The organism is Corynebacterium bouchesdurhonense (assembly GCF_900078305.2).
In the GTDB taxonomy this organism is placed as follows: Bacteria; Actinomycetota; Actinomycetes; order Mycobacteriales; family Mycobacteriaceae; genus Corynebacterium; species Corynebacterium bouchesdurhonense.
The window spans coordinates 64,117-89,162 of record NZ_LT546027.1 but is presented as its reverse complement, the minus strand read 5'-3'; the positions used below and the strand labels follow the sequence as shown (position 1 = coordinate 89,162).

At 67.6% G+C, this 25,046-nt stretch carries 20 protein-coding genes and 1 pseudogene; 14 read left to right on the top strand and 7 right to left on the bottom strand.

The window, feature by feature from the left end; all coding sequences use genetic code 11:
- Positions 1-10: 10 nt before the first annotated feature.
- Entirely contained in the window at positions 11-2,401 is a 2,391-nt protein-coding gene (locus BN4252_RS04065; protein WP_066526161.1) for a glycogen/starch/alpha-glucan phosphorylase, read from the bottom strand.
- Between the two features lie 51 nt (positions 2,402-2,452).
- Positions 2,453-3,775 (bottom strand): DUF4921 family protein, encoded by a 1,323-nt coding sequence (locus BN4252_RS04060; protein WP_230208564.1) that lies wholly within the window; start codon positions 3,773-3,775, stop codon positions 2,453-2,455.
- Between the two features lie 28 nt (positions 3,776-3,803).
- Here BN4252_RS04060 and BN4252_RS04055 point away from each other — a divergent pair, with 28 nt between their 5' ends.
- Entirely contained in the window at positions 3,804-4,202 is a 399-nt protein-coding gene (locus BN4252_RS04055) for a hypothetical protein (protein ID WP_066526648.1), read from the top strand.
- Here the strand turns inward: BN4252_RS04055 and BN4252_RS04050 are convergent.
- Entirely contained in the window at positions 4,172-5,317 is a 1,146-nt protein-coding gene (locus BN4252_RS04050) for a glycerate kinase (RefSeq protein ID WP_066526160.1), read from the bottom strand. The two genes, BN4252_RS04055 and BN4252_RS04050, sit on opposite strands and share 31 nt — an antisense overlap.
- Before the next feature lie 186 nt (positions 5,318-5,503).
- On the opposite strand from BN4252_RS04050, the gene gdhA reads away from it, so the two are divergent.
- The 8 genes from gdhA (at position 5,504) to BN4252_RS04010 (ending at position 12,259) form a co-directional block, all read left to right on the top strand.
- Positions 5,504-6,850: an NADP-specific glutamate dehydrogenase gene (gene gdhA, locus BN4252_RS04045; protein WP_066526158.1), complete on the top strand. Its 1,347-nt coding sequence runs from the start codon at positions 5,504-5,506 to the stop codon at positions 6,848-6,850.
- A gap of 76 nt (positions 6,851-6,926) precedes the next feature.
- On the top strand, positions 6,927-7,760 hold the full coding sequence (locus BN4252_RS04040) for an ATP synthase F0 subunit B (protein ID WP_066526152.1): 834 nt from the start codon (positions 6,927-6,929) through the stop codon (positions 7,758-7,760).
- A gap of 17 nt (positions 7,761-7,777) precedes the next feature.
- Positions 7,778-8,314, top strand: a complete 537-nt coding sequence (locus tag BN4252_RS04035) for a YceD family protein (protein WP_066526144.1) — start codon at positions 7,778-7,780, stop codon at positions 8,312-8,314.
- Positions 8,311-9,075, top strand: coding sequence for a ribonuclease III (rnc, locus tag BN4252_RS04030; protein WP_066526143.1), 765 nt, complete (start codon positions 8,311-8,313; stop codon positions 9,073-9,075). Before BN4252_RS04035 ends, rnc begins: the two co-directional genes overlap by 4 nt.
- A gap of 3 nt (positions 9,076-9,078) precedes the next feature.
- The gene (gene mutM / locus BN4252_RS04025; RefSeq protein WP_066526141.1) at positions 9,079-9,900 is read left to right on the top strand and encodes a bifunctional DNA-formamidopyrimidine glycosylase/DNA-(apurinic or apyrimidinic site) lyase; all 822 of its coding nucleotides are present in this window, start codon (positions 9,079-9,081) and stop codon (positions 9,898-9,900) included.
- Between the two features lie 22 nt (positions 9,901-9,922).
- Positions 9,923-11,446, top strand: a complete 1,524-nt coding sequence (locus BN4252_RS04020) for an alanine/glycine:cation symporter family protein (RefSeq protein WP_066526137.1) — start codon at positions 9,923-9,925, stop codon at positions 11,444-11,446.
- A 3-nt stretch (positions 11,447-11,449) separates the two neighbouring features.
- A complete protein-coding gene (locus BN4252_RS04015) occupies positions 11,450-11,746 on the top strand; it encodes an acylphosphatase (RefSeq protein WP_066526130.1) in 297 nt (98 codons plus the stop codon).
- Positions 11,747-12,259, top strand: coding sequence for a flavin reductase family protein (locus BN4252_RS04010; protein WP_222859806.1), 513 nt, complete (start codon positions 11,747-11,749; stop codon positions 12,257-12,259).
- 83 nt (positions 12,260-12,342) lie between these two features.
- On the opposite strand, the gene BN4252_RS04005 is transcribed toward BN4252_RS04010, so the two are convergent.
- The 3 genes from BN4252_RS04005 to BN4252_RS03995 all read right to left on the bottom strand — a co-directional run bounded on the left by BN4252_RS04005 (position 12,343) and on the right by BN4252_RS03995 (position 13,715).
- Positions 12,343-12,804 (bottom strand): hypothetical protein, encoded by a 462-nt coding sequence (locus tag BN4252_RS04005; protein WP_066526120.1) that lies wholly within the window; start codon positions 12,802-12,804, stop codon positions 12,343-12,345.
- A 2-nt stretch (positions 12,805-12,806) separates the two neighbouring features.
- On the bottom strand, positions 12,807-13,229 hold the full coding sequence (locus BN4252_RS04000) for a helix-turn-helix domain-containing protein (protein ID WP_230208563.1): 423 nt from the start codon (positions 13,227-13,229) through the stop codon (positions 12,807-12,809).
- A 132-nt stretch (positions 13,230-13,361) separates the two neighbouring features.
- Positions 13,362-13,715, bottom strand: coding sequence for a type II toxin-antitoxin system RelE/ParE family toxin (locus BN4252_RS03995; protein WP_066526115.1), 354 nt, complete (start codon positions 13,713-13,715; stop codon positions 13,362-13,364).
- 82 nt (positions 13,716-13,797) lie between these two features.
- Between BN4252_RS03995 and smc the strand changes: the two genes are divergently transcribed.
- From smc to ffh, 3 genes and pseudogenes are all read left to right on the top strand, one after another.
- On the top strand, positions 13,798-17,295 hold the full coding sequence (smc, locus tag BN4252_RS03990) for a chromosome segregation protein SMC (RefSeq protein ID WP_066526112.1): 3,498 nt from the start codon (positions 13,798-13,800) through the stop codon (positions 17,293-17,295).
- 576 nt (positions 17,296-17,871) lie between these two features.
- Entirely contained in the window at positions 17,872-19,530 is a 1,659-nt protein-coding gene (ftsY, locus tag BN4252_RS03980) for a signal recognition particle-docking protein FtsY (RefSeq protein WP_078056754.1), read from the top strand.
- A 243-nt stretch (positions 19,531-19,773) separates the two neighbouring features.
- Positions 19,774-21,410 (top strand): annotated as a pseudogene (gene ffh / locus BN4252_RS03975) (signal recognition particle protein).
- A gap of 7 nt (positions 21,411-21,417) precedes the next feature.
- Here ffh and BN4252_RS03970 read toward each other — a convergent pair.
- Positions 21,418-23,586 (bottom strand): acyltransferase family protein, encoded by a 2,169-nt coding sequence (locus tag BN4252_RS03970; RefSeq protein ID WP_066526102.1) that lies wholly within the window; start codon positions 23,584-23,586, stop codon positions 21,418-21,420.
- Positions 23,587-23,958: 372 nt separating this feature from the next.
- Here BN4252_RS03970 and rpsP point away from each other — a divergent pair, with 372 nt between their 5' ends.
- Together rpsP and rimM are read left to right on the top strand one after the other, a co-directional pair.
- Positions 23,959-24,462 carry a 30S ribosomal protein S16 gene (gene rpsP / locus BN4252_RS03965; protein WP_066526098.1) on the top strand — a complete coding sequence of 168 codons (504 nt, stop codon included), beginning with the start codon at positions 23,959-23,961 and terminating at the stop codon, positions 24,460-24,462.
- Between the two features lie 82 nt (positions 24,463-24,544).
- Positions 24,545-25,045, top strand: coding sequence for a ribosome maturation factor RimM (gene rimM / locus BN4252_RS03960; protein WP_066526632.1), 501 nt, complete (start codon positions 24,545-24,547; stop codon positions 25,043-25,045).
- Position 25,046: the final 1 nt, after the last annotated feature.

The window sequence follows — 25,046 nt, the reverse complement described above, 5'->3', positions numbered from 1 at the left end:
GCAGGCGCGGCTACTTGATCGGCGCCGGCTCGATCTTCCACACGTCCTGCGCGTAGTCGCGAATGGTGCGGTCGGAAGAGAAGCGCCCGGATTCGCAGATGTTCACCCAGCACATGCGGGCCCAGTGCTCCGGGTCCCGGTAGTAATCCTGCGCCATGCGGTCGCGCGTGGCGCGGTACTCCGCAAAGTCGCCGATGACGTAGTAGACGTCGGGGGCTGAGCCACCGTGGCCGTCGAAAAGCGATGCCCTGATGTTGGCAAACGCGCCCGTGCCCCGGTCATCCAGCGTGCCGTCGGTGAGCGCGTCGATGGCGCGCATCAGCCCCGGCGTGTCCTGCGCCACCTGGTGCGGGTTGTAGTTGCGCTTCAGCTCGGGCAGCTCATCCTCCAGCGCGCCGAAGATGTAGGCGTTGTCCTCGCCCACGGCCTCCACGATCTCCACGTTCGCGCCGTCCATGGTGCCGAGGGTGAGCGCGCCGTTCATCATGAACTTCATGTTGGAGGTGCCTGACGCCTCCTTGCCCGCGGTGGAGATCTGCTCGGAGACGTCCGAGGCGGGGATGACGTGCTCGGCGGGGGAGACGTTGTAGTTCTCCACAAAGACGACGTGGATGTACTCGGACACCGTGGGATCGTTGTTGACCAGCTCCCCGATGGTGTTGATCAGTTTGATGATGCCCTTGGCCATGTCGTAGCCAGGCGCGGCCTTCGCGCCGAAGATGAAGGTGCGCTTCGGTACGTCGCGCTCCCCGTCCTCCTTGATGCGGAAGTACAGGTCCAGGATGTAGAGGGCGTTCATGAGCTGGCGCTTGTACTCGTGCAGGCGCTTGATCTGGGTGTCGAAGATCGACTCGGGGTCGATCTCGACGCCCTGGCGCTCGGCGATCCACTCGGCGAAGTCCCGTTTGTTGGCGGCCTTGATCTCGCGCAGCTCGCGCATCACGTCCGCGTCGTCGCCGTACGCGCGCAGCTCCTTGAGCTTGGACAGGTCCGTCACCCACGCGTCCGAGCCGGACAGGCGGTCCAACAGCTCGGACAGGCGCGGGTTGCACATGCGCAGCCAGCGGCGCGGGGTCACGCCGTTGGTCTTGTTGTTGAACTTCTCCGGGGCGAGGCCATACCAGAACGCGAGCGTCTCGCGCTTGAGAATCTCTGTGTGCAGCGCGGCCACGCCGTTGATGGAGTAAGCGGCGTAGCAGGCAATCCAGGCCATGTGCACCGAGCCGTCGTGCACCGGGGAGTAGTGGTGCGCCGTTGCCGGGTCAACGCCGCGGGCCTCCATGTCGATGCGGTAGCGGCGGTCAATCTCCTCCACGATCTGCCAGATGCGCCAGAACAGGCGCTGGAAGATGGAGACCTCCCAGGTCTCCAGCGCCTCCTGCAGCACCGTGTGGTTGGTGTAGGCGAACGCCTCGGTGGTGACCTTCCAGGCCTCGTCCCAGCCCAGGCCGTGCTCGTCCATCAGCAGGCGCATGAGCTCGGGGATGCCCAGCACCGGGTGCGTGTCGTTGAGCTGGATTGAGTTGAAGCGGGCGAAGCCGGTCAGGTCCTCGCCGTGGTGCTCGATGTAGGTGTCGATCATCTCCTGCAGCGAGGCGGAGACGAAGAAGTACTGCTGGCGCACGCGCAGCATCTTGCCCTCGTAGGAGGAATCGTTGGGGTAGAGCACGCGGGTGATGTCGTGCACGGCTTCGCGCTCCAGAATCGCGTCGGAGAAGCGCTGGGAGTTGAAAGCGTCGTAGTCGAATTCGTCGACCGGCTTGGCGTCCCACAGGCGCAGCGTGCCCACGTTCTTGGTGCCGTACCCGGTGATCGGCATGTCGTAGGGCACCGCGCGAACCGTCATGTCGTCGAACTTCACCGTGCGCTGCTGCGTGCCGCGGCGGATGATGAACGGGTAGAAGCTCTCCTTCCACGCGTCCGGGAGCTCCTTCTGGAACCCGTCCGCGAACTCCTGGCGGAACAGCCCGTAGCGGTAGAGCAGGCCGTAGCCCGTCACCGGGTAATCCTGCGTCACCGCGGAATCCAGGAAGCACGCGGCTAGGCGGCCCAAACCGCCGTTGCCTAGCGCGGCGTCGTGCTCCGCCTCCAAGACGTCGCTGAGCTCGTGGCCGTTCTCGCGCGTGACCCGCTCCGCCTCCTCAACCAGGCCCAGGTTGGTGAGGTTATTCAGCAGCGCGCGGCCCTGCAGGAACTCAGCGGAAAAGTACGCCTGCTGGCGGGTGGCCGCGTACGTCTTCCGGGTTGCGTCCCAGTCATCGGCAATCTGCTCGATGACCGCGGCGGACAGGCCCGTCCAGAACTTCTTCGGCGTGGCGTTGCTCGGCTCCCGGCCGGCGAACGAGCGCACGTGCCCGCCGACGGTGGTGTCAAAGGGGGGTGGAGTCATCGGGTTGTTCATGCCTCACAGGGTACCTGGGCATCCCGCGCGCGCCCGCCGAGCCGACTCCCGCTACAGCAACGGGTTGTACTTCAGCACGTTGCGCGCCGGGCCGCACTCCTGCGCGATGCGGATGCCGTCGGCGATGCGCCCCTCGCCCCGCAGCCGGTAGAGGTTGGACACCAGCCGGTCGCGGACGTCGAAAGGCGAGAGCGTGTTGACGTAGATCTTCGTGCCGCCCTCGAACCCGGCAACCGTGGACAGGCGCCACTTCACGTTTACCCGCCACGGCATCGGCACGTCCAAATCCACCGGGCGGTAGTGCCACTCCTCGTTGCAAGCCACGTCCGCGCCCGTGGCGGCGTGGGCGGCGTGCAGCAGGTCGGAGAAGCCCCGCACCTCTTCCGCCGTCTGCTTCCACGGCTCGCAGGTGGCGGACTTCGAGTACACGCTGACGGTGGGGTAGCGGTGCCCGATGCCAGCCACCAGTACCGCCTCATCGTTCTCCGCGATGACCAGGTTGTGGTACGAGGCGTAGTTCACGCCCCACTCGTTGTAGAGGTTCAGGTTGCGACGCAGCTTGGATATCTCCAAGTCGGCCTGCACTCCCCGCTCGTCGATGGCCACCAGCTGCTTGTGCAGGTGGTCGAAGGACGCGCCGGCGGGGGAGAGCCAGTTCTGGAACACCACCACGTACGGGGTGTAGGGGTTGGCCTCGAGCAGCTCGCGCAGGGCGTCCACGGTGAAGGAGATGAACGCGCCGTGCTCGTCCGGGGTAAGCGTGCCGGAGCTGGCCAGTTGCGAGTCATCCACAGCGCCGTCGATGAAGTGGCGGCGCGCGATGATCACGTCGTGCCCGCCGCCGAAGTAGGCGGGCACCACCTCCAACAGCTCGTCCTCGGTCTCGGGCTCCCCGGCGCCCGAGGCGCGCAGCCTGGTGCGCGCGATGTCGTACACGTGCTCCCGCCCGGCCGGGTCCGCCAGGTAGTCCTCCATGTGCGCCCGCTGCGCCTCGGGCATCTGGTAGCCGTAGTTTCGCACCCAGTAGTCGTAGGAGACGATCTCGAAGAGGTTTGGCACGCGCCGGAACTCCGCCCGCGTCTGCGCCAGCTGGTCGGGGTGGAGGTTGCGCAGGATCTCCCAGCCGCGTTCGGTGCGCACCGCCCGCGCCTTCTCTGGCGGGGTGGCCAGCTGCTTGGCTTCGCAAAAGTTGCAGGTGTGGGTGAGCGCGCTCTCGCCCAGCGGTTCGGGCTCCTTGGGGTGGTGCGACAGTGGCCGGTTGCCGCGCCCAGGCACCGTCCACACCTGCGTGCCGGAGAACGGGCTGACCTGTTTGACGGTCCCGTCCGCCATCGTGGTGAGCCAGCGGGAAGCGGAATGCGCTGCGTAGGGCATGCCGCCGAGCGTACTAGCCTTGGGGCCCATGCCAACGATTCGTTTCGACGTCCTCTGCCCACCGCCAGCCGCCGCCGAGATCGGGCTTGCGTTCCAGCGCGCCCTAGACATCTTGGTCAAGCGCGGGCGGTTGGCGTCGGGCAGCGCGCGCAGCGAGGGCATTGTGCTTGTCGACGCCCCCGTTGCCGCCCAACTCGCCTCCACCTACGAGCAAGACCGGGGGAGCGACCCGGACGAGGACGGCGCCCAGGTGCACCGCTTCGCCATCCAGGCGGAGGGCGCGGCCAGCTACAACAGCCTGGCCATGGGGCTCTCTCGCATCCTCACCCCCAAGGCAGAGCTCCCGCGCGACCCGGTCCTGCTTGAGCAGCAGGACCGCTTCGAGGAGGCCGCGATCTACCCCTGGACTGTGGAGGTGCTCAGGTAGGCGACGGCGATCTCGGCACCGGCGCGGCGCAGCTGCTCGGCGGGGTCGGCGATGGCCGGCAGGCTCACGGCAATGGTGCCCGCGCCGGGCTGGGCCCCGAACGAGCCCGCCGCCACCGCCGCGGCCACGCCCGCCTCCTTAGCCAGCTCGAGCACAGTGGCTGCGACCTTGCCGCCGGCGGTCTGCTCGTCGAAGCGGCCCTCCCCGGTGATCACCAGCGAGGCACCCTCGAGGGCCTTGGCCAGCCCGTTTGACTCGGCCACCACCCGCGCGCCGGGTACCAGGGTGACGTGGGAGGCGTCACCGTGCAGCAGCGTGGACAGCCAGGTGATGCCGATGGCGGCCCCGCCGGCGGCGCCCATGCCCGGGGTCGCGGGGTCGATCCCGGCGACGCGGCATAGCGCGGCGAGGCCCTGCTCCAACAGCTCGACGTCGTCCGGGCCCGCGCCCTTCTGCGGGCCGAACACGGCCGCGGCGCCGGCCTCGCCGGTGGCGGGGGCCGAGACGTCGGTAAGCAGCACCCAATCCACCGCCCCGGCCGGGATGTTCACCTTGGCCGTATCCAAATCCGCGATGTCCTTGAGCGCGCCGCCGCCCGGGCGCAGCTGGTAGCCGCGCGCATCCAGCGGGTTCGCGCCCAGGGCCACGAGGATGCCGGTGCCGCCGTCCACCGTGGCGGAGCCGCCGAGCCCGAGCACGATGCGCGTCGCGCCGCGGGTCTGCGCGTCCGCGATCAGCACGCCGGTGCCGTACGTGTCGCCGGTGAGCGGCACGGGTGTATCGGCCACGGCGGGGAGCCCGGAGGCGGCCGCGATGTCGATGAACGCGGTGGACGTCGCCGCGTCGAAGGTGTAGGTGGCCTCGGTGAGCCGGCCGGCCGCGTCGGTGGTGGGCAGGGTGATGCGTTCGCCCTCGAACAGCTCGGACGTGCCCTCGCCGCCGTCCGCCATCGGGGTGAGCCGGATGTCCGCGTCCCGGACGATCTCCCGGAATCCCTCGCCCAGCCACTGCGCCGCCTGCTGCGCGGTGGCGGTGCCCTTGAAGGAGTCGGGCGCGATGACCACCTTGGCCGGGCGCGGTTCGGCAGACTGCTGGGTGGGGGAGGGAGTACTCATATCTGCAGCAGTGTAGCGCCGCGGGGGTAGGGCAGGACCCGCCCCCGGTTTCTGGCAACTGGCCCCCGCACAGGTGGCAAAAAGCAACAAAGTGTCGTGCCGTGTGGGCCGCGGCGGTAACCTAACGCGTCGAATAGCTGGCCCGATCCGCGCCAGCTCACTCTCACCCATAGGGAAGGAAGCGCTATGAACGCAATCGACCAAGAAGTTGCTGGGTATTACGACCGTTTGCTGGAGCGCAACGCGGGTGAACCGGAGTTCCACCAGGCCGTGGCCGAGGTGCTCGATTCGCTCAAGATCGTGCTGAGCAAGGATCCCCACTACGCGGACTACGGCCTGATCGAGCGCCTGTGCGAGCCGGAGCGCCAGATCATCTTCCGCGTCCCGTGGTTGGACGACAACAACAACGTGCGGGTCAACCGTGGCTTCCGCGTCCAGTTCAACTCCGCCCTCGGCCCCTACAAGGGCGGCCTGCGTTTCCACCCGAGCGTGAACCTCGGCGTGATCAAGTTCCTGGGCTTCGAGCAGATTTTCAAGAACTCCCTGACCGGCCTGCCCATTGGCGGCGGCAAGGGCGGCTCCGACTTTGATCCGAAGGGTAAGTCGGAGGGCGAGGTTATGCGCTTCTGCCAGTCCTTCATGACGGAGCTGTGGCGCCACATCGGCGAGTACCGCGACGTGCCCGCCGGCGACATCGGCGTGGGCGGCCGCGAGATCGGCTACCTCTTCGGCCAGTACCGCCGCCTGGCCAACCAGCACGAGTCCGGCGTGCTCACCGGCAAGGGCCTCGAGTGGGGCGGTTCGCTGGCGCGCACCGAGGCCACCGGCTACGGCTGCGTGTACTTCACCCAGGAGATGATGAAGGCCAACGGCGAGGAGCTCTCCGGCGCCAAGGTGATCGTGTCCGGATCCGGCAACGTGGCCATCTACGCCATCCAGAAGGCCCAGGAGCTCGGCGCCACCGTGGTCGGTTTTTCCGACTCGTCCGCGTGGGTGGAGACCCCGAACGGCGTGGACGTTGAGCTGCTGCGCGACGTCAAGGAGCGCCGCCGCGAGCGCGTCTCGGCGTACGTGGACGAGACCCAGGGCGCCACCCTGCACACCGACGGCTCCATCTGGGACCTCGCCGCCGACGTGGCCCTGCCGTGCGCCACGCAGAACGAGCTGGGCGGCGACCACGCCCGCTCGCTGGTGTCCAACGGGGTGCGCTACGTGGCGGAGGGCGCGAACATGCCGTCCACCGCCGAGGCCATCGAGGTGTTCCGCGAGGCCAAGGTCAACTTCGGCCCGGGCAAGGCCGCCAACGCCGGCGGCGTGGCCACCTCGGCGCTGGAGATGCAGCAGAACGCGTCGCGCGACAAGTGGACCTTCGAGTACACCGACGAGCGCCTGCACAAGATCATGTCCAACATCTTCAAGATGACGGCGGAGACCGCGGCGGAGTACGACCACGAGGGCGATTTCATCGTGGGCGCCAACATCGCCGGCTTCAAGAAGGTCGCGGACGCCATGCTGGCGCAGGGTGTGATTTAAGGGTGTGATTTAGGGGTTTGCTCCGTGCGGAGCGTCGCAAAGCAAAAAGCCCCTTGTTCGCCGTACGCTTGACGCCATGTACCGCGTCTTTGAAGCCCTCGATGAACTCGTCCAGACGGTGGAGCAGGCCTACGGCGTGCCCATGACCTCCAACTGCATGGTCCCGCGCAACGAAATGCTCGCCCTGCTGGACGATCTGCGCAACGCGATCCCCGAGGAACTCGATGACGCGCAGGACGTGCTGGACAAGCAGGACGAGATTCTGCGCGGGGCGCAGGAGCGCGCCGACGAGTTGGTTGGCGACGCGCAGGTGGAGGCGCAGCGCGTGGTGGAGGACGCGCACTCGCAGTCCGAGAGCATGCTTACCGACGCACAGTCGCAGGCCACCCTCATGGTTTCCAACGCCGAAGCCGACGCGGACGACATGGTCACCCGCGCGCGCGACGAGGCCGACACCACCGTGGCCAACGCCCGCCGCGAGGCGGACCGTCTGGTTGAGTCCGGCAACCAGGAGTACCAGCGCAGCGTGGACGAGGGCTTGGCGCAGCAGGAGCGCCTGATCTCCGAGTCCGAGGTCATGCGCCGCGCGGACGAGGAGGCGCACCGCTTGGTGGAGCAGGCGCACTCCGAGTCCGCCCGCCTGCGCGCCGAGTGCGACGATTACGTGGACGCGAAGCTGGCGGACTTCGAGGAGTCCCTCTCCTCGGTCCTGCGCACCGTCTCCTCGGACCGCACCGCCCTGCGCCGCGGCGCCGGCGTCTCGGGCGTGCAGCGCGACGGCGGCTACGAGCGCGGCGAGCGGGTGGAGCGCGGCGAGCGCACCGAGCGCACTGAGCGCTACGGCCACCGCGAGCGCACCCGCCGCCCCCGCTCGAACCAGGGCCAGGAGAGCTACCCCGACGAGTACTAAGTACGCTAGGCGGTGCTATGAGTGACAACCCCTTTGTTTTCAACGTCGCCGAAGCACTGCGCGGCGACGGCGCGCCCATCACCGTGACCCAGACCGGGCCTTCGCCCTCCCGTATCGGCCCAGTCATGATCGCCCTCCCCGAGGGTGATGAGGTGGAGGTCGAGGCAACCATCATCCCGCTCGGCAACGGCGTGCTGGTGGATGCCACCATGCGTGCGGAGCTGACGGGCCAGTGCGTGCGCTGCCTGAAAACGCTCCACCCGGTGGAGACCGTGCGCGTGGAGCAGGTGTTCTCCGCCTCCGACACCTTCATCACCGGAGACGACGAGGTGGACGAGGATCTCGGGTCGGGCGACGAGATCCAGCGTGTGGTGGACGACACCGTGGATTTGGAGCAGGCGTTCGTGGACGAGGCTGGCCTGAACTGGCCCTTCAATCCCACCTGCGAGCCCGAGTGCGAGGGAGACACCGACGTGCCCGCGCCGGACGGGATCTCGGGCGAGGAGCAGGACAGGGTGGACCCGCGCTGGGCAGGCCTGGAGAGGTTTCTGTGAGCCGCTCCCGCAAGCACAGGGTGACCGGCGAGGAGGCCTGGGAGCAGGCGTTCCGCGCGGTTGACCACGCCCCGCTACTCGCCGCCCTCGGGGTGGAAATCCGCCCGGACCTGCTGCGCCTCGCGCTCACGCACCGCTCCTTCGCCAACGAGCATGGCACGCTGCCCAACAACGAGCGCCTCGAGTTCGTCGGCGACGCGGTGCTGGGGCTGTCGGTGGCGTACGAGCTGTTCGAGCGCTTCCCCGCCAAGCCGGAGTCCGAGCTCTCCCCGATGCGCTCACGGGTGGTGTCGCGCTACGCGCTGGCGGACGTGGCCCGCGAGATCGGCCTCGGCACCCACGTGATTGTGGGCCAAGGCGAGGAGCTTACCGGCGGCCGCGACAAGGGCTCGATTTTGGCCGACACCACCGAGGCGCTTCTCGGCGCGATTTACCACCAGCACGGTTTCGCCGCCACGCGAGAGGTGGTGCTGCGCCTGTTCGCGGGGAAGATCGAGGAGTCCGTGAACTCGCACGACTGGAAGACGGAGCTGCAGGAGCGCGTCGCCGAGCTCGGCGGGCAGTCGCCGGCGTACGTCTCCACCTCCGAGGGCCCGGAGAACGAGAAGGTGTTCACCGCAGACGCCGTGATCGAGGGCGAGTCCCGCGGCACCGGCCGCGGGCAGAACAAGAAGACCGCAGAGCAGAACGCCGCGCGCGAGGCCTTCTTCTTTCTCAAGGACCACCCGGAGGCTATCGCGCTCGGGCGGAAAGGGCAGTAGCGCGTGCCGGAGTTGCCCGAGGTTGAGGTGGTGCGCCGCGGCCTTGACACCCACCTGGTGGGCCGCACCTTAGGCGAGGTCGAGGTGCTCCACCCGCGCGCGGTGCGCGGCAACGAGGAGGACCTCGCCGCCCTGCTGCCCGGCCTGACCGTCACCGGCACCGGCCGCCGCGGGAAGTTCATGTGGCTCGAGCTTTCCGACGGCGCCGCGCTGGTGGTCCACCTGCGCATGAGCGGCCAAATGCTCCTGGACGCGCCGGGCCGCATTGCTAGCCCCCACGTGCGCATCCGCGCCCGCATGGGGGAGATCGAGCTGAGCTTTGTGGATCAGCGCACGTTCGGCCTGTGGCAGTACGCACCGCTTGTCGACGGCTTCCCAGCCACCATCTCCCACATCGCCCCCGACCCATTCGAGGCGGCCTTCGACGCCCAGGAGGCAGCGCGCGCGATGCGGCGGCGCAACTCCCCGCTGAAGTCGGTGCTGCTGAACCAGGAGGTGGTCAGCGGCATCGGCTCGATCTACGCCGACGAGGCGATGTGGGCGGCGCGCCTTCGGCCCTGGCGCAATGCGCGCACCATGCGGCAGCGCGACGCCGTCCGCGTGCTGGAGGAAGCGCGCGACGTGATGGCCCGCTCGCTGGAGCAGGGCGGCACGAGCTTCGACTCGCTCTACGTCAACGTCAACGGCGCCTCGGGCTCCTTCTCCCGATCCCTCAACGCCTACGGCCAGGCCGGCGCACCGTGCCCCCGGTGCGCAACCCCAATCGAGCGCACGGTGGTGGGCGGGCGCTCCAGCTATTTCTGCCCGGCTTGCCAGGTTCTTTGAATCTCCGGCTAGAATCCCGCCCATGGATGCAGCGCTTGACTTTGTCGACGGGACCCTTAACGGGGTCATCTGGAAGGTTGTCCCCTGGGCCCTGATCGGCGCGGGCCTCTACTTCGGCCTGCGGACCCTGTTCGTGCAGATCCGCATGTTCCCGGACATGCTCAAGGCGGTCGCCGAGACCCCGAAGGGCAAGGACGCCCAGGGACGCGACCTGGACGAGGAGTACGGCGGCATCTCCGCCTTCAAGGCCTTCACCATCTCCGCCGCCTCACGCGTGGGCACCGGCAACATCGCCGGTGTAGCGCTGGCGATCTCCATCGGCGGCCCGGGCGCAGTGTTTTGGATGTGGATGTTGGCGCTGCTGGGCGGCGCGACCTCCTTCATCGAATCCACGCTGGCGCAGCTGTGGAAGACGAAGGACGAGGAGGGCAATTACCACGGCGGTCCGGCCTACTACATGACGCGCGGCCTTGGCTGGCGCCGCCTCGCGGTCCTCTTTTCGCTGTTCCTGGCCATCACGTACGGCTTTATCTACAACGCCATCCAAACCAACTCCATCGTCGCCGCGGTGGGTACCTCGCTGGACAACGACTCGTTTGCCCTGAAGGCGATCATCGCCGCGGTCCTGGCGGTGCTCACCGGCCTGGTCATCTTTGGTGGTGTCACGCGCATCGCGTCCTGGACGCAGGTCATCGTGCCGTTCATGGCCGGCGCCTACATCCTGCTCGGCGTGTGGGTGCTGATTGTGAACGCCAGCGAGATCCCGGGCATGTTCTCCATGATCGTCGAGCACGCCCTCGGCCTGAAGCAGCTCGCGGGCGCCGGCATCGGTGCGGCGTTCATGCAGGGTATGCGCCGCGGTCTGTTCTCCAACGAGGCCGGTATGGGTTCCGCCCCCAACGCGGCGGCCACCGCCACCGTGTCCCACCCGGTCAAGCAGGGCCTGGTGCAAACCCTAGGCGTGTACTTCGACACCCTGATCGTGTGCACCATCACCGCGTTCATCGTGCTTCTCGGCCCGGCCGTGAACTACGGAGCGGACGACGTCCAGGGCGTCTCCCTGACACAGTCCGCGCTCGCCGATTCCGTGGGCGCGTGGGGCGCGCACGCCATCACCTTCATCCTGTTCTTCCTGGCGTTCAGCTCCGTGATCGGCAACTACTACCTCGCGCAGACCAACCTGGAGTACCTCACCGACTCGAAGACGGCGATGACGGTTTTCCGCGTCGTGGTCATCGGCTTCGTCATCTTCGGCGCTTTCGGCTCCGTGCCCCTGGTGTGGGCGCTGGGCGACACGATGGCGGGCCTTCTGGCCATCTTCAACATCGCGGCCATCGTCCCGCTGGGCGGGGTGGCCATTAAGCTGCTGCAGAACTACAACGAGCAGCGCCGCAAGGGGATGGACCCGGTCTTCCACCGTGAGATGCTGCCGGAAATCCGCAACGTGGAGTTCTGGGACGGCTCCGACCCGGTCACCCGCCGCAGCCTGGAGGACCGCATCACGGCCCGCGAAGCCGGGGAGGCCAACCCTCCCGTGGAGGGCTAGGGCATGGCTGAGCCAAGTACGCAGCAGCGGATGACGGCCCACGTGCACGGCAAAGTGCAGGGGGTCGGATTTCGGTGGTGGACCCGCTCCCGCGCCCTCGAGCTGGGCCTTGCGGGCTACGCCAAGAACCTGGCGGACGGCCGCGTGGAGGTGGTGGCTGAGGGGGACGGCGCGAGCGTCGATAAGCTTCTTGAGCTCCTGCGGGAGGAACCCACGAGCACGAACCGCCCCGGGCGCGTGGACCACGTGCAGGTCCAGTACACCGACCCGAAGGGTGCCGAAGGTTTCGAGGAGCGTTAAGTGGATCAGCAGCGTTTCAAAGACGCGATGAGCCAGCTCGCCGCTGCCGTCGCGATCGTGACCACCGGCGCGGAGGACGCGCCCCACGGCACGACGGTCAGTGCGTTTATGTCACTTTCGCTCAACCCGCCGATGGTGCTCGTCTCCCTCGACCGCCGCTCGTCGCTGCTCGCTGAGCTTCATGTCGGCTCGCCGATCGGCATCAACGTGCTCTCCACGCAGCAGGGTACGCTCGCGCGCCGATTCGCCGATAAGGGCGTGGACCGCTTCGCAGGCGTGGAGTGGGAGATGGCCGACGGCGCGCCGAAGTTGCCGTGCAACCACACCTGGGTCGCCGGTACCGTCTCGCAGTTGATGAAGGCGGGCGACCACGTGCTGGTGCTCATCGATGTCACAAGCGCCGAGGTGAATTCCAACCAGCCGCTGCTGTATTGGCAGCGCGAGTTTGGCACCCACGGCACCATCGAGCCAGGCGAGGTCCACGCGCAAGCGGTGGACGCGACGCGGCCGTAAGGTTTCTGCGGGGCTGTCTAGAGCTGGTTGATGTAGGTATCAACTGGAGCGTGCCCCGCGGCGGCATGGACGACATCTTCCAATTAACGTCTTAGCAAATCTAGAACAAGCACCGGTAGGCCCATACGGCGGGTCGCATCGGAAAAGAATTCTCGTGCGTAGGGATAAAGCGCAAAAATTCCGGTTGTGTCAGCGAACGCATCGAGCTCGTCTTGGGTCGGCTCGTCCTCTAAGCAGTTCTGGAAGGCGGCAGTGAAGCTGCAGGATATTGCAGCGAGAGCAGGGTTTGCATCATCGGCAGCATCGGAATCTGCTGCTTTGATCGTCACAGCGAAGTCCGCGTTGACTAGAAGCAGGCTTGCGCCGTCCTCCGTAGCTGACGTCTGAGCACTCGGCGAGATCTTCAGGTCGACGTCGAGTTTTGCATCGGCAGCCGGAATGGAATGCAGCTCAGAAACTGACTTAGTTAAGCGGATGTCGAATAGGTTCGTGCTACCGGCTATCTTGCCAGCCAAAACCCTGCGCTCGGCGTGGTCGCTGTTCATTGTTAGCTCACTCGGATGTGGTTGTAGGAGGGTACGGTGCGCAACGAGGGTCGGGCGGCTTCGTGGGTGGGTTCAGCTACCTCCTGCGAAATACTTCGGTAAGCAGAACCGGGTGCGGAGGAGGTCTGGTTCTGCATCACCACGAAGACCTTCAGGCGCCCACCAGTTGCGCGGGCGTAACGCTGCAGGGTGGACAGCTGCGGATCGGTGTCGCCGCGTTCAAGATCCGACACGGCGGACTGGGTTGTACCCATCGCGTTCGCCACTTCTTTCTGGGTGAGACCGGCAGCTTTCCTTCCCGCCCGCAGCGAATCGGTGACGGAGAGGCGAACTTCGGCATCATCCATGGCGGCCTGAATTTCAGGGTCCTCCAACAGCTCGTCGAAATCGAACTCGACGGAGTTGTGGTCGCGGTAGTTTGCCATCTCCATGTCGCTCCTCTTTTCGTTTGTGGCGAAGTGTCCGACCCAGCTTCACGGATCGGTTGTAACCGATATCCCTAGAGTAATCGGCTGAAACCGATAAAAGCAACTGGATCCGCCAAGGCGGAAGATGCCCTATTGAGCGGCAGACGCGTTCCGCCACCGCCTAAGCCGCTGCTGCGCTTTTTCCAGTTCCTGCTTTGGAGTCTTGTTCTGGTTCTTGTAAAAGCACGATAAAATAATGAAGTGCACCGGTGAATCCTGGATCACCATGGCACGGAAGTGGTTGTTTCCAACTTGGGTCCGGATCTCGTAGATCTCGCCTTGGACGTGGCGCAGATCTTGTAATCCGATTTCCGCTTTGGCTAATCGCTTGATCTTGGTCGCGAGTGCAGCCTGGCCCTCCTTGGATAGAGATTTGAACTCGCGCTTGCTCACAGGTTCAGTCTCACCGCCGGGCGCGAACCACCGGATCTGGTTTTGCGGCATAGCCCCCCTTTCCTTGTGCCTTGAATCGTATACCCTCCCTCGCACATCGATCGGGTGCGAGTCGCGCTGTAACATCAGGCAAGTGCACCTGAAATCGCTGACCCTCAAAGGATTTAAATCCTTCGCGTCGGCGACCACGATGAAGTTCGAGCCCGGCATCTGTGCCGTGGTGGGGCCCAACGGTTCCGGCAAGTCCAACGTGGTGGACGCGCTGGCGTGGGTGATGGGGGAGCAGGGCGCCAAGAACCTGCGCGGCGGGAAGATGGAGGACGTCATCTTCGCCGGCGCGGGCGAGCGCAAGCCGCTGGGCCGCGCGGAAGTGACGCTGACCTTCGACAACACAGACAAGCGTCTGCCCATCGACTACACGGAGGTGGCGATCACCCGCCGCATGTTCCGCGACGGCGCCTCCGAGTACGAGATCAACGGGGCGAAGGCCCGGCTCATGGACATCCAGGAGCTGCTGTCGGACTCGGGCATCGGGCGTGAGATGCACATCATCGTGGGCCAGGGCAAGCTCGCCGAGATCCTGGAATCCCGTCCCGAGGAGCGCCGCGCCTACATCGAGGAGGCGGCCGGCGTGCTCAAGCACCGCCGCCGCAAGGAGAAAGCGCAGCGCAAGCTCACGGGCATGCAGGCAAACCTGGACCGCCTCACGGACCTCACTGAGGAGCTGGGCAAACAGCTCAAACCCCTCGCCCGCCAGGCCGAGGCCGCCAAGCGCGCGGCCACGGTTCAGTCCACGCTGCGCGACGCGCGATTGCGCCTCGCAGGGCACCAGGTGGTCACCCTCCGCGCATCGCTTGGCGACGCCACCCGCCACGCCGCCATCCTCCAGCAACAGGTGGAGGAGGCGACGGCCGCGCTCGAGGAGGCCACCGCCACCCAGGAGCAGATCGAGGCGGAACAGGCCGAGGTCCAACCCGCGGCCGACGAGGCGCAGCAACTCTGGTTCGCCCTCTCCACCCTGGCGGAGCGGGTGAGCGCCACCGCCCGTATTGCCTCCGAGCGCACCCGGGGCGCCGGCGCCGCGGTGCCGTACGCGGGCCAGGACCCGGAGGAGCTCGAGGCGCGGGCGCGCGTGGCGGACGAGCAGCAGGCCGCGGCGCTCGAGGCCGCCGAGGAGGCGGCCGAGCGCCTCGAGGTGGTGCGCGAGGAGGTGGCGCAGGCCCAGGAGGCCTTCGACGCCGCCGAGCGCGAGCACATGGCCACACTGCGCGCCATCGCGGACCGCCGCGAGGGCGTGGTCCGCCTGCTCGCGCAGGAGGAGTCGCAGAAGGCCGCGGTCGAGGCCGCGCTGGAGGAGGCCGCGCGCCTGGCCGAGACGCTTGAGGAGACTCGTGCGCGGGCCCAGGCAGCGCGCCGCGAGGCCGAGGAGGTGAACGCGAAGCTCGCCGAGATCGAGGCAGCCCGCGGGCCCCTGGACGAGGCGCACGTGCGCGCCCACACCGAGTCCGACGCGGCCGAGAAGCGCCTGGACCAGCTGCGCGCCGAGCAGCGCGAGCGCGAACGCGCCGTGTTCACGCTCGAGTCCCGCATCGCCACGCTGGCCGAGCAGGCCCCGAAGGCGCCCGCCCGAGAGCTACTCGGCGGTCTCGCCCCGCTCGCGGAGCACGTCACCGCCGAACCCGGCACCGAGCGCGCCCTGGCCGCGGCGCTGGGCGCGGCTGCGGAGGCGCTCGTGGGCGCGGTCGGCGCGGTGGGCGAATCCACCCTCGAGGCCCTCGCCGCGGCGGAGCGCACCGTGGTGGTCGAGGCGCGCGGCGGCACCACCTGGCGACTGGACACGGACGCCAATGTGGACTGGTTGCTCGATCACGTGCGGCTCTCGCCGGAGGTCCGCGGCCCGGTGACGCGCATGCTTGCCGACGTCCCCCTCGCCCCACATCCCGCCGCCGCGCGCCGCATCGTCGGGTCAGACCCCCGCCTGCGCGCCGTGACCCCTGACGGGGTCCTCGTCGGGGAGGGGTGGGTGGCCGCCGGCTCGGGTACGACCACCACGGTGGAGGTCAGCGCCCAGATCGAGTCCGCGCGCGGCGAGCTCGAGATCGCGCAGGCGCAGCTCGAAGAGCTCGCAGGCACCCTCGAGGGCGCGCGCCTGGCGGCCGACGACGCCCGCGTGGCCGCCGCCGCCGCGAAGGCGGCCCTGCGCGAGCACGATGCGCAGGCCGAATCCTGGCGCCGCGACGTGGCGCGGCTGACCAAGCAGGCCGAGGTGAACGCGGCCGAGCACGCCCGGGCGGCGGAGCGCGTGGATGGGGCTGAGGCGCGGGCGAGGGAGCGTCGACAAGCGTTGGCCCACACCCGGGACCGGCTCGCCCGCGTGGAGGAGGAGCCGGGCGGAGAGGAGCCGTCCACCGCCGAGCGCGACCGCGCACAAGCCGCGTTGAACCAGGTCAAGGCCGTGGAGCTGGAGGCGGTGCTCGCGGCGCGGAGCGCCCAGCAGGCGGCCGAGCAGACGGCCGGGCGCGGGGACGCGCTGCGTCGCCAGGCGGAGCACGAGCGCCAGGCCAAGGCCCGCCACGACGCAGCGATGGCCCGCCGGCGCGCCGAGGCCGAGCTTGCCGAGGCCGTGGCCGGGCACGCGCGCGACCTTGCGGCCCGGGTGGACGATGCGCTCGCCCGCGCCGCGGCCCGCCGCGACGAGCTGGCGGGCCGGGTACAGTCCCTGCGCGCCGGGCAGCAGCAGGCCCGCAGCGCGGTGTCGGCGGCGCGGCAGCACCTTGCGCGGTTGACCGATTCGGCCCACGCCTCCGAGATCGCGCGCTCGCAGGCGCAGGTGCGCATCGACGAGGCCGAGGCCAGCGTGGTCGAGTCCCTCGGCATCGCGGTGGCGGACCTGGTGGCCGGCTATAGCCCCGCCGAGGACTTCGACGAGGCCGCCGAGCGCGCCCGCCTCGCCCAGGCCGAGAAGGACCTGCGCGCCCTGGGCAAGGTGAACCCGCTGGCCCTGGAGGAGTTCAAGGCGCTGGAGGAGCGCTACTCGTTTCTGAGCACGCAGCTTGACGACGTCATCCAAGCACGCAAAGACCTCACCGGGGTGATCGAGGACGTGGATGCGCAGATCCTCACCCTCTTCACCGAGGCGTGGCGCGACGTGGAAGCCGAGTTCCCGCGCGTTTTTGCCACGCTGTTCCCCGGCGGCGAGGCGCGCCTCATCCTCACCGAGCCGGACAACATGCTCACCACCGGCATCGAGGTGGAGGCGCGCCCGCCGGGCAAGCGCGTGAAGCGCCTGTCGCTGCTCTCCGGCGGCGAGAAGTCCCTGACCGCGCTCGCCTTTTTGGTGGCCATCTTCCGCGCCCGGCCCAGCCCGTTCTACGTCATGGACGAGGTTGAGGCCGCTCTCGACGACGTCAACCTGCGCCGCCTCATCGCCCTGTTCGAGGAGCTGCGCCAGGAATCCCAGCTCATCGTGATCACCCACCAGAAGCCCACGATGGACGTGGCCAACGTGCTCTACGGCGTGACCATGCGCGGCGACGGCGTGACCCGCGTCCTGTCCCAGCGCATGCAGCCCGCCGGCGCCGTTAACAGCGCCGACGCCGGCGCCGTTAACAGCGCCGGCGCCGTCAAATAGTTCACGGCCCCGTGAACTATTTGACGCAAACCGTGTCAGTTTGTTCATTTCCCCAGTTCGCAGCGCAGCTCTCGTAAGATAGTTCACTCGTCGCCGGGGTGACAGTGAACTTTCTTACTCGTGGGTCGCTGGGAGGCGCCGAAGCATGTAACATCATCCGAAAGTTGTAGAGAGGATGGGCTATGTCTTCGGTTCGGGTTGCGGGCGCGGTAGGAGCTATTGTCGCAACGCTGTGTCTCGGTCTCGTTGGTTGCTCGGGCTCGTCTGACTTGGACGGGACCTACACCAGGATCGAGTCCAGCAACGATTCCTCGCTCGAGAGCACTCTGACAATTGACGGGGGCGATTGCGCGTTCCACCACGTCGCAGAGCCTGGAGGTGAGCAACAGGACGAGGAGTGCTCGGTCGACGGGGACTTCCTGGTCTTTACCAAGGACGGCAGCGAGGCGCGGATTCCCGTAGACCGCGCCGACGGGGACAGCCTGCGGGTTGGCTCAGGTGACGGGGAGCTGTACCAGCGGGCCTCGTAGCCACTGACCGCCACACGTGCGACTGTTTCCGCGCGCGGCTGGCACTATGGACATCATGGATACGACCGTCTTTACGAGTAACCCAGTCCTTTGGATCGTTATCGCCATAGCCGTGCTCGCGCTGATCATCGTCGGCGTGATCGTGGCGGGCAATAAGCGCAAGAAATCGAAGACCGTTTCCTTTGAGAAGCCGGCCGAGATCGCCGAGCCGAAGCAGCTGACGCAGCAGGAAAAGTCCGGCAACTACCAGGCCAAGGGCGGTTTCAACTTTGCCCAGGCCGATGCGCAGCCCGCTAAGCCCGAGCCGGTGCGCCGCAGCGCGCCCGCGCCCGCGCCTGAGCCGGTGGAGCGTGTAGAGCCGGTGGAGCGTGCGGAGCCGGTGGAGCGTGTGGAGCCAGCCCCGCCGTCAGCTGCTGCGTCGCCGGTCCAGCCCATCCAATCGGTCCAGCCTGCGGAGCCCGCCGAGGAACTGCAGCGCGAGGTAGCGCAGGAGGAGCCGAAGCCGTTCCCGGTGGATGAGGAGCGCGGGGAGCCGGTGGAGCCGGTGGAGCCGGTGGAGCCGGTGGAGCCGGTGGAGCCGGTGCGGCCTGCAGAGGATGACGAGCCGGTGGGGGATGAGGTTGGTGAAGGGGGCGTCGAGAAGCAAAAGCTCGAAGCCGAGGAGGCGGCGGAAGCCGCGGCTGCCACCGCCGAAGCTGCGGAGGAGGCCCGGGCCGAGGGTGCGGAGGTCTCCGAAGACGCCATCGTGGCGGAGCCCGAGCCGGCCGCGGAGATTGAGGAGATCGCGCCGGCTGCGGGGCGCATCGGGAAGCTGCGCGGACGCCTGTCGCGCTCCCAAAACGCCATCGGCCAGGGCCTGCTGGGCATTCTGACCGCGGGCGACCTGGATGATGACGCCTGGGAGGAGGTCGAGGACACGCTGATTATGGCGGACCTCGGCACCGAGCTGACCATGAAGGTCACCGAGAACCTGCGCGAGAAGATCGCGGAGCGCGGCGTGTCCAGCGAGGCGGAGGCACGTGCGATGCTGCGCGAGACCCTCATCGAGGCCGGCCGCCCGGAGATGGACCGCTCCATCAAGGCGATGCCGAATGACGGCAAGCCGGCCGTGATCCTTGTGGTGGGTGTGAACGGCACCGGTAAGACCACCACCACCGGCAAGCTCGCGCGCGTGCTTGTGTCCATGGGCCACACCGTGGTGCTCGGCGCGGCCGACACCTTCCGCGCAGCCGCGGCTGACCAGCTTGAGACGTGGGGTCGCCGCGTGGGTGCGACCACCGTGCGCGGCAAGGAGGGTGCGGACCCGGCCTCCGTCGCGTTCGATGCCGTAGCCACCGGCGTGGACCAAGGCGCAGACGTGGTGGTTGTGGACACCGCTGGGCGCCTTCACACCTCTACCGGCCTGATGGACCAGCTCGGCAAGGTGAAGCGCGTGGTGGAGAAGAAGAGCAACGTCGACGAGGTGCTCCTTGTCCTCGACGCGACTGTGGGCCAGAACGGCATCATGCAGGCGCGCGTCTTCCGCGAGGTGGTGGACATCACCGGCGTGGTGCTGACCAAGCTCGACGGCACGGCCAAGGGCGGCATCGTGTTCCAGGTGCAAGAGGAGCTCGGCGTTCCCGTCAAGCTCGTCGGCCTCGGCGAGGGCGCCGACGACCTCGCCCCCTTCGAGGTGGAGAGCTTCGTCGACGCCCTGTTGGGGTAGTGCCTTTAGGTGCCTGAAGGCTTCGGCAGGCCATTTTCCGCCCGGCGGAATACCTTCAAGTAGCGGTTGAGGGTTTTCCGCCTGGCGGAATCTCAGTGCAATACCGGCGGATTCGTGTCTCTATTTCGGCGGCTACCGGCGGAACCATTTTCGGGCGAATGGAACCTAGAGGCTAGGCTTGGCTGCGATCAATCTAGGTAGATCAATATAGGTAAACGCCCCGACTTCACAGGAGGACTCGACGTGTTTGAGTCATTGTCCGACCGCTTGCAATCTGCCCTCGGGGGCCTGCGAGGCAAAGGCAAGCTCACCGAGGAGGACATCAACGCCACCGCCCGCGAGATCCGTCTCGCACTGCTGGAGGCGGACGTGTCCCTGCCGGTGGTGAAGGCGTTTATCAAACGGGTGAAGGAGCGCGCGCTCGGGGCGGACGTTTCGGCGGCGCTGAACCCGGCTCAGCAGGTAATCAAGATCGTCGATGAGGAGCTGACCAACATCCTCGGCGGCGAGACGCGTCGCCTGAACCTGTCCAAGAACCCGCCGACCGTGATCATGCTGGCCGGTCTACAAGGTGCGGGTAAAACCACGCTCGCCGGCAAGCTGGCGAAACACCTGGCCAAGGACGGGCACACGCCGATCCTCGTGGCCTGCGACTTGCAGCGCCCCGGTGCGGTGCAGCAGCTCCAGATCGTGGGCGAGCGCGCTGGTGTGCCGACGTTCGCGCCCGACCCGGGCACCTCCATCGACTCTCTGGACCACGAGATGGGCACGTCGCACGGCGACCCGGTGTCCGTGGCGCTGCAGGGTGTCGAGTACGCGCGGCAGAACAAGAACGACGTGGTGATCATCGATACCGCGGGTCGTCTGGGCATCGACGAGACGCTGATGACCCAGGCGCGCAATATCCGTGATGCGGTCAACCCGGACGAGGTTCTGTTTGTTATCGACGCGATGATCGGCCAGGACGCGGTGATGACCGCCCAGGCGTTCGCGGACGGCGTGGATTTCACCGGCGTGGTGCTGACGAAGCTCGACGGCGACTCCCGTGGCGGCGCTGCCCTGTCTATCCGTGAGGTGACGGGTAGGCCGATCTTGTTTGCGTCGACAGGCGAAAAGCTCGATGACTTCGATGTCTTCCACCCGGACCGCATGGCCAGCCGCATCCTCGGCATGGGTGACCTGCTCTCCCTGATCGAGCAGGCCGAGCAAACATACAACGAGGAAGACGCGGAGGCGGCGGCCAACAAGCTGGCTTCCGGCGAGCTGACCCTCGAGGACTTTCTCGACCAGCTGCTGATGGTGCGGCGCATGGGACCGCTGGGCAACCTGCTGAAGATGATGCCTGGCGGCAAGCAGATGAACCAGATGGCAGACATGGTGGACGAGAAGCAGCTCGACCGCATTCAGGCCATCATCCGCGGCATGACGCCGCAGGAGCGCCAAGACCCGAAGATCCTGAACGCCTCGCGCCGCAAGCGCATCGCCAACGGCTCCGGCGTGACCGTGGCCGAGGTGAACCAGCTGGTGGAGCGCTTTTTCGAGGCGAAGAAGATGATGGGTCAGATGGCCAGCCAATTCGGGCTGTCGGGCATGCCGGGGATGGGTGGCGGCCGCTCTGCGACGAAGAAGAAGCCGAAGGGCCGTAAAGGCAAGAACGGCAAGCGCAAGCCGCCGAAGCGCCAGGGTGGCGGAATGCCCAACATGCCTGGAGGAATGCCCGGAATGCCCGGAAGCCCGGGATGCCCGGGATGCCCGGCGGCATGCCGGACATGAAGGACCTGGAGAAGCTACAGGAGCAGCTGCCGGCGGGTATGCAGGGCCTGGATCTGAATAACCTCGACTTCAACGAGGCGATGAAGCGGATGGGCAAGGGCAGGTAGGCCCGGTCTATCCAACGGTGGCAACGGGGGCGGCGGGAGCGGCCGGCTCGGCGTAGGGGATGCCGAGCCGGTCGAAGATGGGGGCGAGCTCGCGCCACAGCAGGGGGGCGAGGGTGGCGGCGTAGGCGTTTGAGATGTGGTTCTGATCCCGGTACACGTACACGTTGCCGATCTGGGGCGGGCATACCTGACCGGTGCAGTACCAGCCGGAGGTGTCCACGCTGAAGAGGTTGTCGGTGCCGTCGAGGTAGCCGGCGGCTGGGTCAGGCAGCGGGTAGACGTCCTCGATGCGCATGGAGCAGTCGGCCTCGGAGTTGCCGGCAACAACGCAGTAGTTCGGGTCCATGGGGGCCGCGGCGCCGCTGAAGAACCAGGGGTTGTCGCGTAAACCGAGGAAGGCGATGCCGTCGTCCGCGAGGTTGCGCCACAGGTTGGCGTACGCGTCCGGCACCGTGTCCTCCGCGGTGGCAACCGCGCCGGCGTGGCCGGCGGGGCGGGTGGAGGTGGAGATCACCAGATCCGGGTCCAACTCCAGGATGCGGGCGTATGCGTTCAGGCCCCACTCGGCGCAGGTTTCGGAGACGACGTCGAGGAGGTCCTCGCCGCCGATCACCAGGGGGCACTCCTGGCGCACGAACGGCACAACCTTGAACCCGTGCTGCTTGCCCAGCGCGTCGAGGGGCACCACGAACGGCTCGATGTGCGAACCGCCGGCCATGACCACGGTCGTCTTCGCCTCCGGGTCGCCGTAGACACAGTCGGGCCGCGGCATGGCGTCGGGGCCCTCGGGCAGGAAGATCATGCAACCTTCCTCGCCGATGGGCGGGAAGATGCCGCCGATCAGGCTCGGGTCAGGCTGGGGCTTGACGGCGGGGACCTCGGCGCCCTCGAGCGCCATGGCGCCAGGATAGGTAGCCGGGTCCAGCGGCCGATCGGCGGACTGCACCCGCTGGTTCCAGAGCGGCTGGATACAGAGAGCGCCGACGAACATGGCGGCGATCACCGCGCCTCCGGCCGCGCGGGCGGCGCCCGCAGGGGTGCGCAACGAGGCCTTGGCATCGGCGACGGGCGTGTCGGTGGCCAGCGGGCGCCGGCTGTGCTGGCGCAGTGGATCCTCCAGCAGCGCGTGCGTGACGTGGGCCAGGGCCAGGGACGCGGCGATCACCCCGACGCCGACGAGCGGGGGCGGGCGGTGGAAACCGCCCGATGCGGTGACGATGATCAGCAGCGGCCAGTGCCACAGGTACAGGCTGTAGCCGATGCCGCCCAACCACGTCATGGGTGCGGAGGCGAGGACCGCGGAAACCGGGTTGGTGTTGCCGCTGAGGATCACCAGCGCGGCGCCGGTAATCGGCAGCAGCGCTAGGGGCCCGGGGAAGGCGAGGGAATTGGCGATGAAGATGCCCGTCGAGGTGATCATGACCAAGCCGAGGCCCGCGCTCACGCCGGCCCACTCGCGGGGCACGAACCAGTGCTCGGGGGCGAAGGCGAGCAGGGCCCCGAGGGAGAGCTCCCACCCGCGGGAGAAAGTGGAGTAGTAGTTCGCCGGGGTGCCGTAGAGCCCGAAGCGCGCGGCGTACACGAACGACGCCACGGTGACCGCGGCCAGCAGTGCGACGGCGCCGCGGCGCGCACGGTCCGCGTCGGTGCGGGACGTGCTCACCAGCCACGCCACCGCGGTGCCGAGCAGGATGCCGAAGACGTAGAACTGGCCCTGCACGGACATGGACCACAGGTGTTGCAGCGGCGAGGTGGTGTCGCTGGCCGCGGCGTACGCCGCGTTCTGCGCCGTCAGCTCCCAGTTCTGGTAGTAGAGCAGGGAGGCGGTGAACTGGTGGGCCAGGTCGTCGTTCAGCAGCTCCGGCGCGATGAGCACAATGCCGCCGAGCGTGGCCAAAAGCACCACCACCAACGCCGGCACCAAACGCCGGATGGTGCGCCACAACGGCCACCACGGGTTCAGGCTCGGGTTGGGGCGCAGGGCGTAGCGCAGCTGCCCGCCGAGGAAGAAGTAGCCGGAGAGGAACAGGAACACGTCCACGCCGCCGGAGACGCGCCCCACAAAGACGTGGAAGATCACCACGAGTGCGACGGCGTAGCCGCGCAGCCCGTCCACATCCACCCGGTAGGCGCTTGAGCCGCGTGCGCGGCCGGTGCGGGGTGGTGCAGCGGACATACGGGAAATGGCCTTACTCTGGCTGGACTCTGGCTGGGGTTACGGCAGGGGCTGCCATGGATCCGGTTCACCATACCGCCGAACGCCGTGGAACTTGCTACGCACCCGCGCGGTTTGGGGAGCGCGGGTGCGGGCGGGGACACTTTCCCAGGTTGAATGGCCGCTTGGCCGTTCGGCGTGCACGCGCGCGCGTGTGCACAAGTACAAACACAAGTACATATCTGCGTGCGAGCCGGGGCCGTCGCCAAGCAATTGCCCATGGCAAGGGTGTCGCCCGGCCGGTCACGCGCAGGTGAAAATCAAGGGTTGACCCGGCCCGCCGAGAAGCGGCGGGTGTCTGCACTGCCCGGTGACCGTGAAGGAAGTAACAACATGGCTGTAAAGATCAAGCTGCAGCGCCTCGGCAAGATTCGCAACGCGCAGTACCGCGTGGTGGTCGCTGACGCCCGCACCCGCCGCGATGGCCGCGTCATCGAGAACATCGGCATCTACCACCCGAAGGAAGAGCCGTCGCTGATCCGCATCGATTCCGAGCGCGCCCAGTACTGGCTGGGTGTCGGCGCGCAGCCGACCGAGCCGGTGGAGAAGCTGCTGAAGGTGACGGGCGATTGGCAGAAGTTCAAGGGTCTTGAGGGCACCGAGGGCACCCTGAAGGTTGCCGAGGAGAAGCCGTCCAAGCTCGACCTGTTCAACCAGGCGCTGGAGGAGGCCAACAACGGCCCGACCGCCGAGGCCATCACCGAGAAGCGCAAGAAGGCCAAGGAGGACGCGGAGGCGAAGGCCGCCGCCGAGGCTGAGGCTGCTGCTGCCGCCGAGGCTGCGGAGGCCGTCGAGGAGGCTCCGGCCGAGGAGACTGCGGAGACCGAGGAGGCCTAAACTCCCGCCCGCGATGCCCAGCCTTGTGCTGGGCATTTTGCTTTTCGACGCCCCCTTTGCCGCCTTGCTACCCTTACTCGCCATGGAACTGTTGATTGGCAAGGTGGCCAAATCGCACGGCGTGCGCGGGGAAGTGGCCGTGGAAGTCCTCACGGACGAGCCGGAGCTACGCTACGCCGTGGGCGAGGTGCTGCACGGCAAACAGGCCGGCAAGGAGCGCGACCTGACCATCAAGACGGTCCGCCCGCACCAGCAGCGCCTCCTGATCAGTTTCGAGGAGGTGCCGGACCGCACCGCGGCGGATTCCCTGCGCGGCATGCAGTTCTTCGCCCAGCCCCTCGAGCGCGAGGAGGATTCGGAGGAGTTCTACGACCATGAGCTGATCGGGCTGAAGGTTCGTCGCGGAAGCGAAGAGATCGGCGAGGTCACCGGCGTGATGGACACGCCCAACCGCAAGATCCTCGAGGTGGCCTACCAGGGCCGTGAGGTGCTCGTGCCGTTTGTGATGGACATCGTGCCCGAGGTGGACCTCGAGGCCGGGTACCTGGAAATCACCCCGCCGGAGGGGCTGCTGGAGCTGTGAG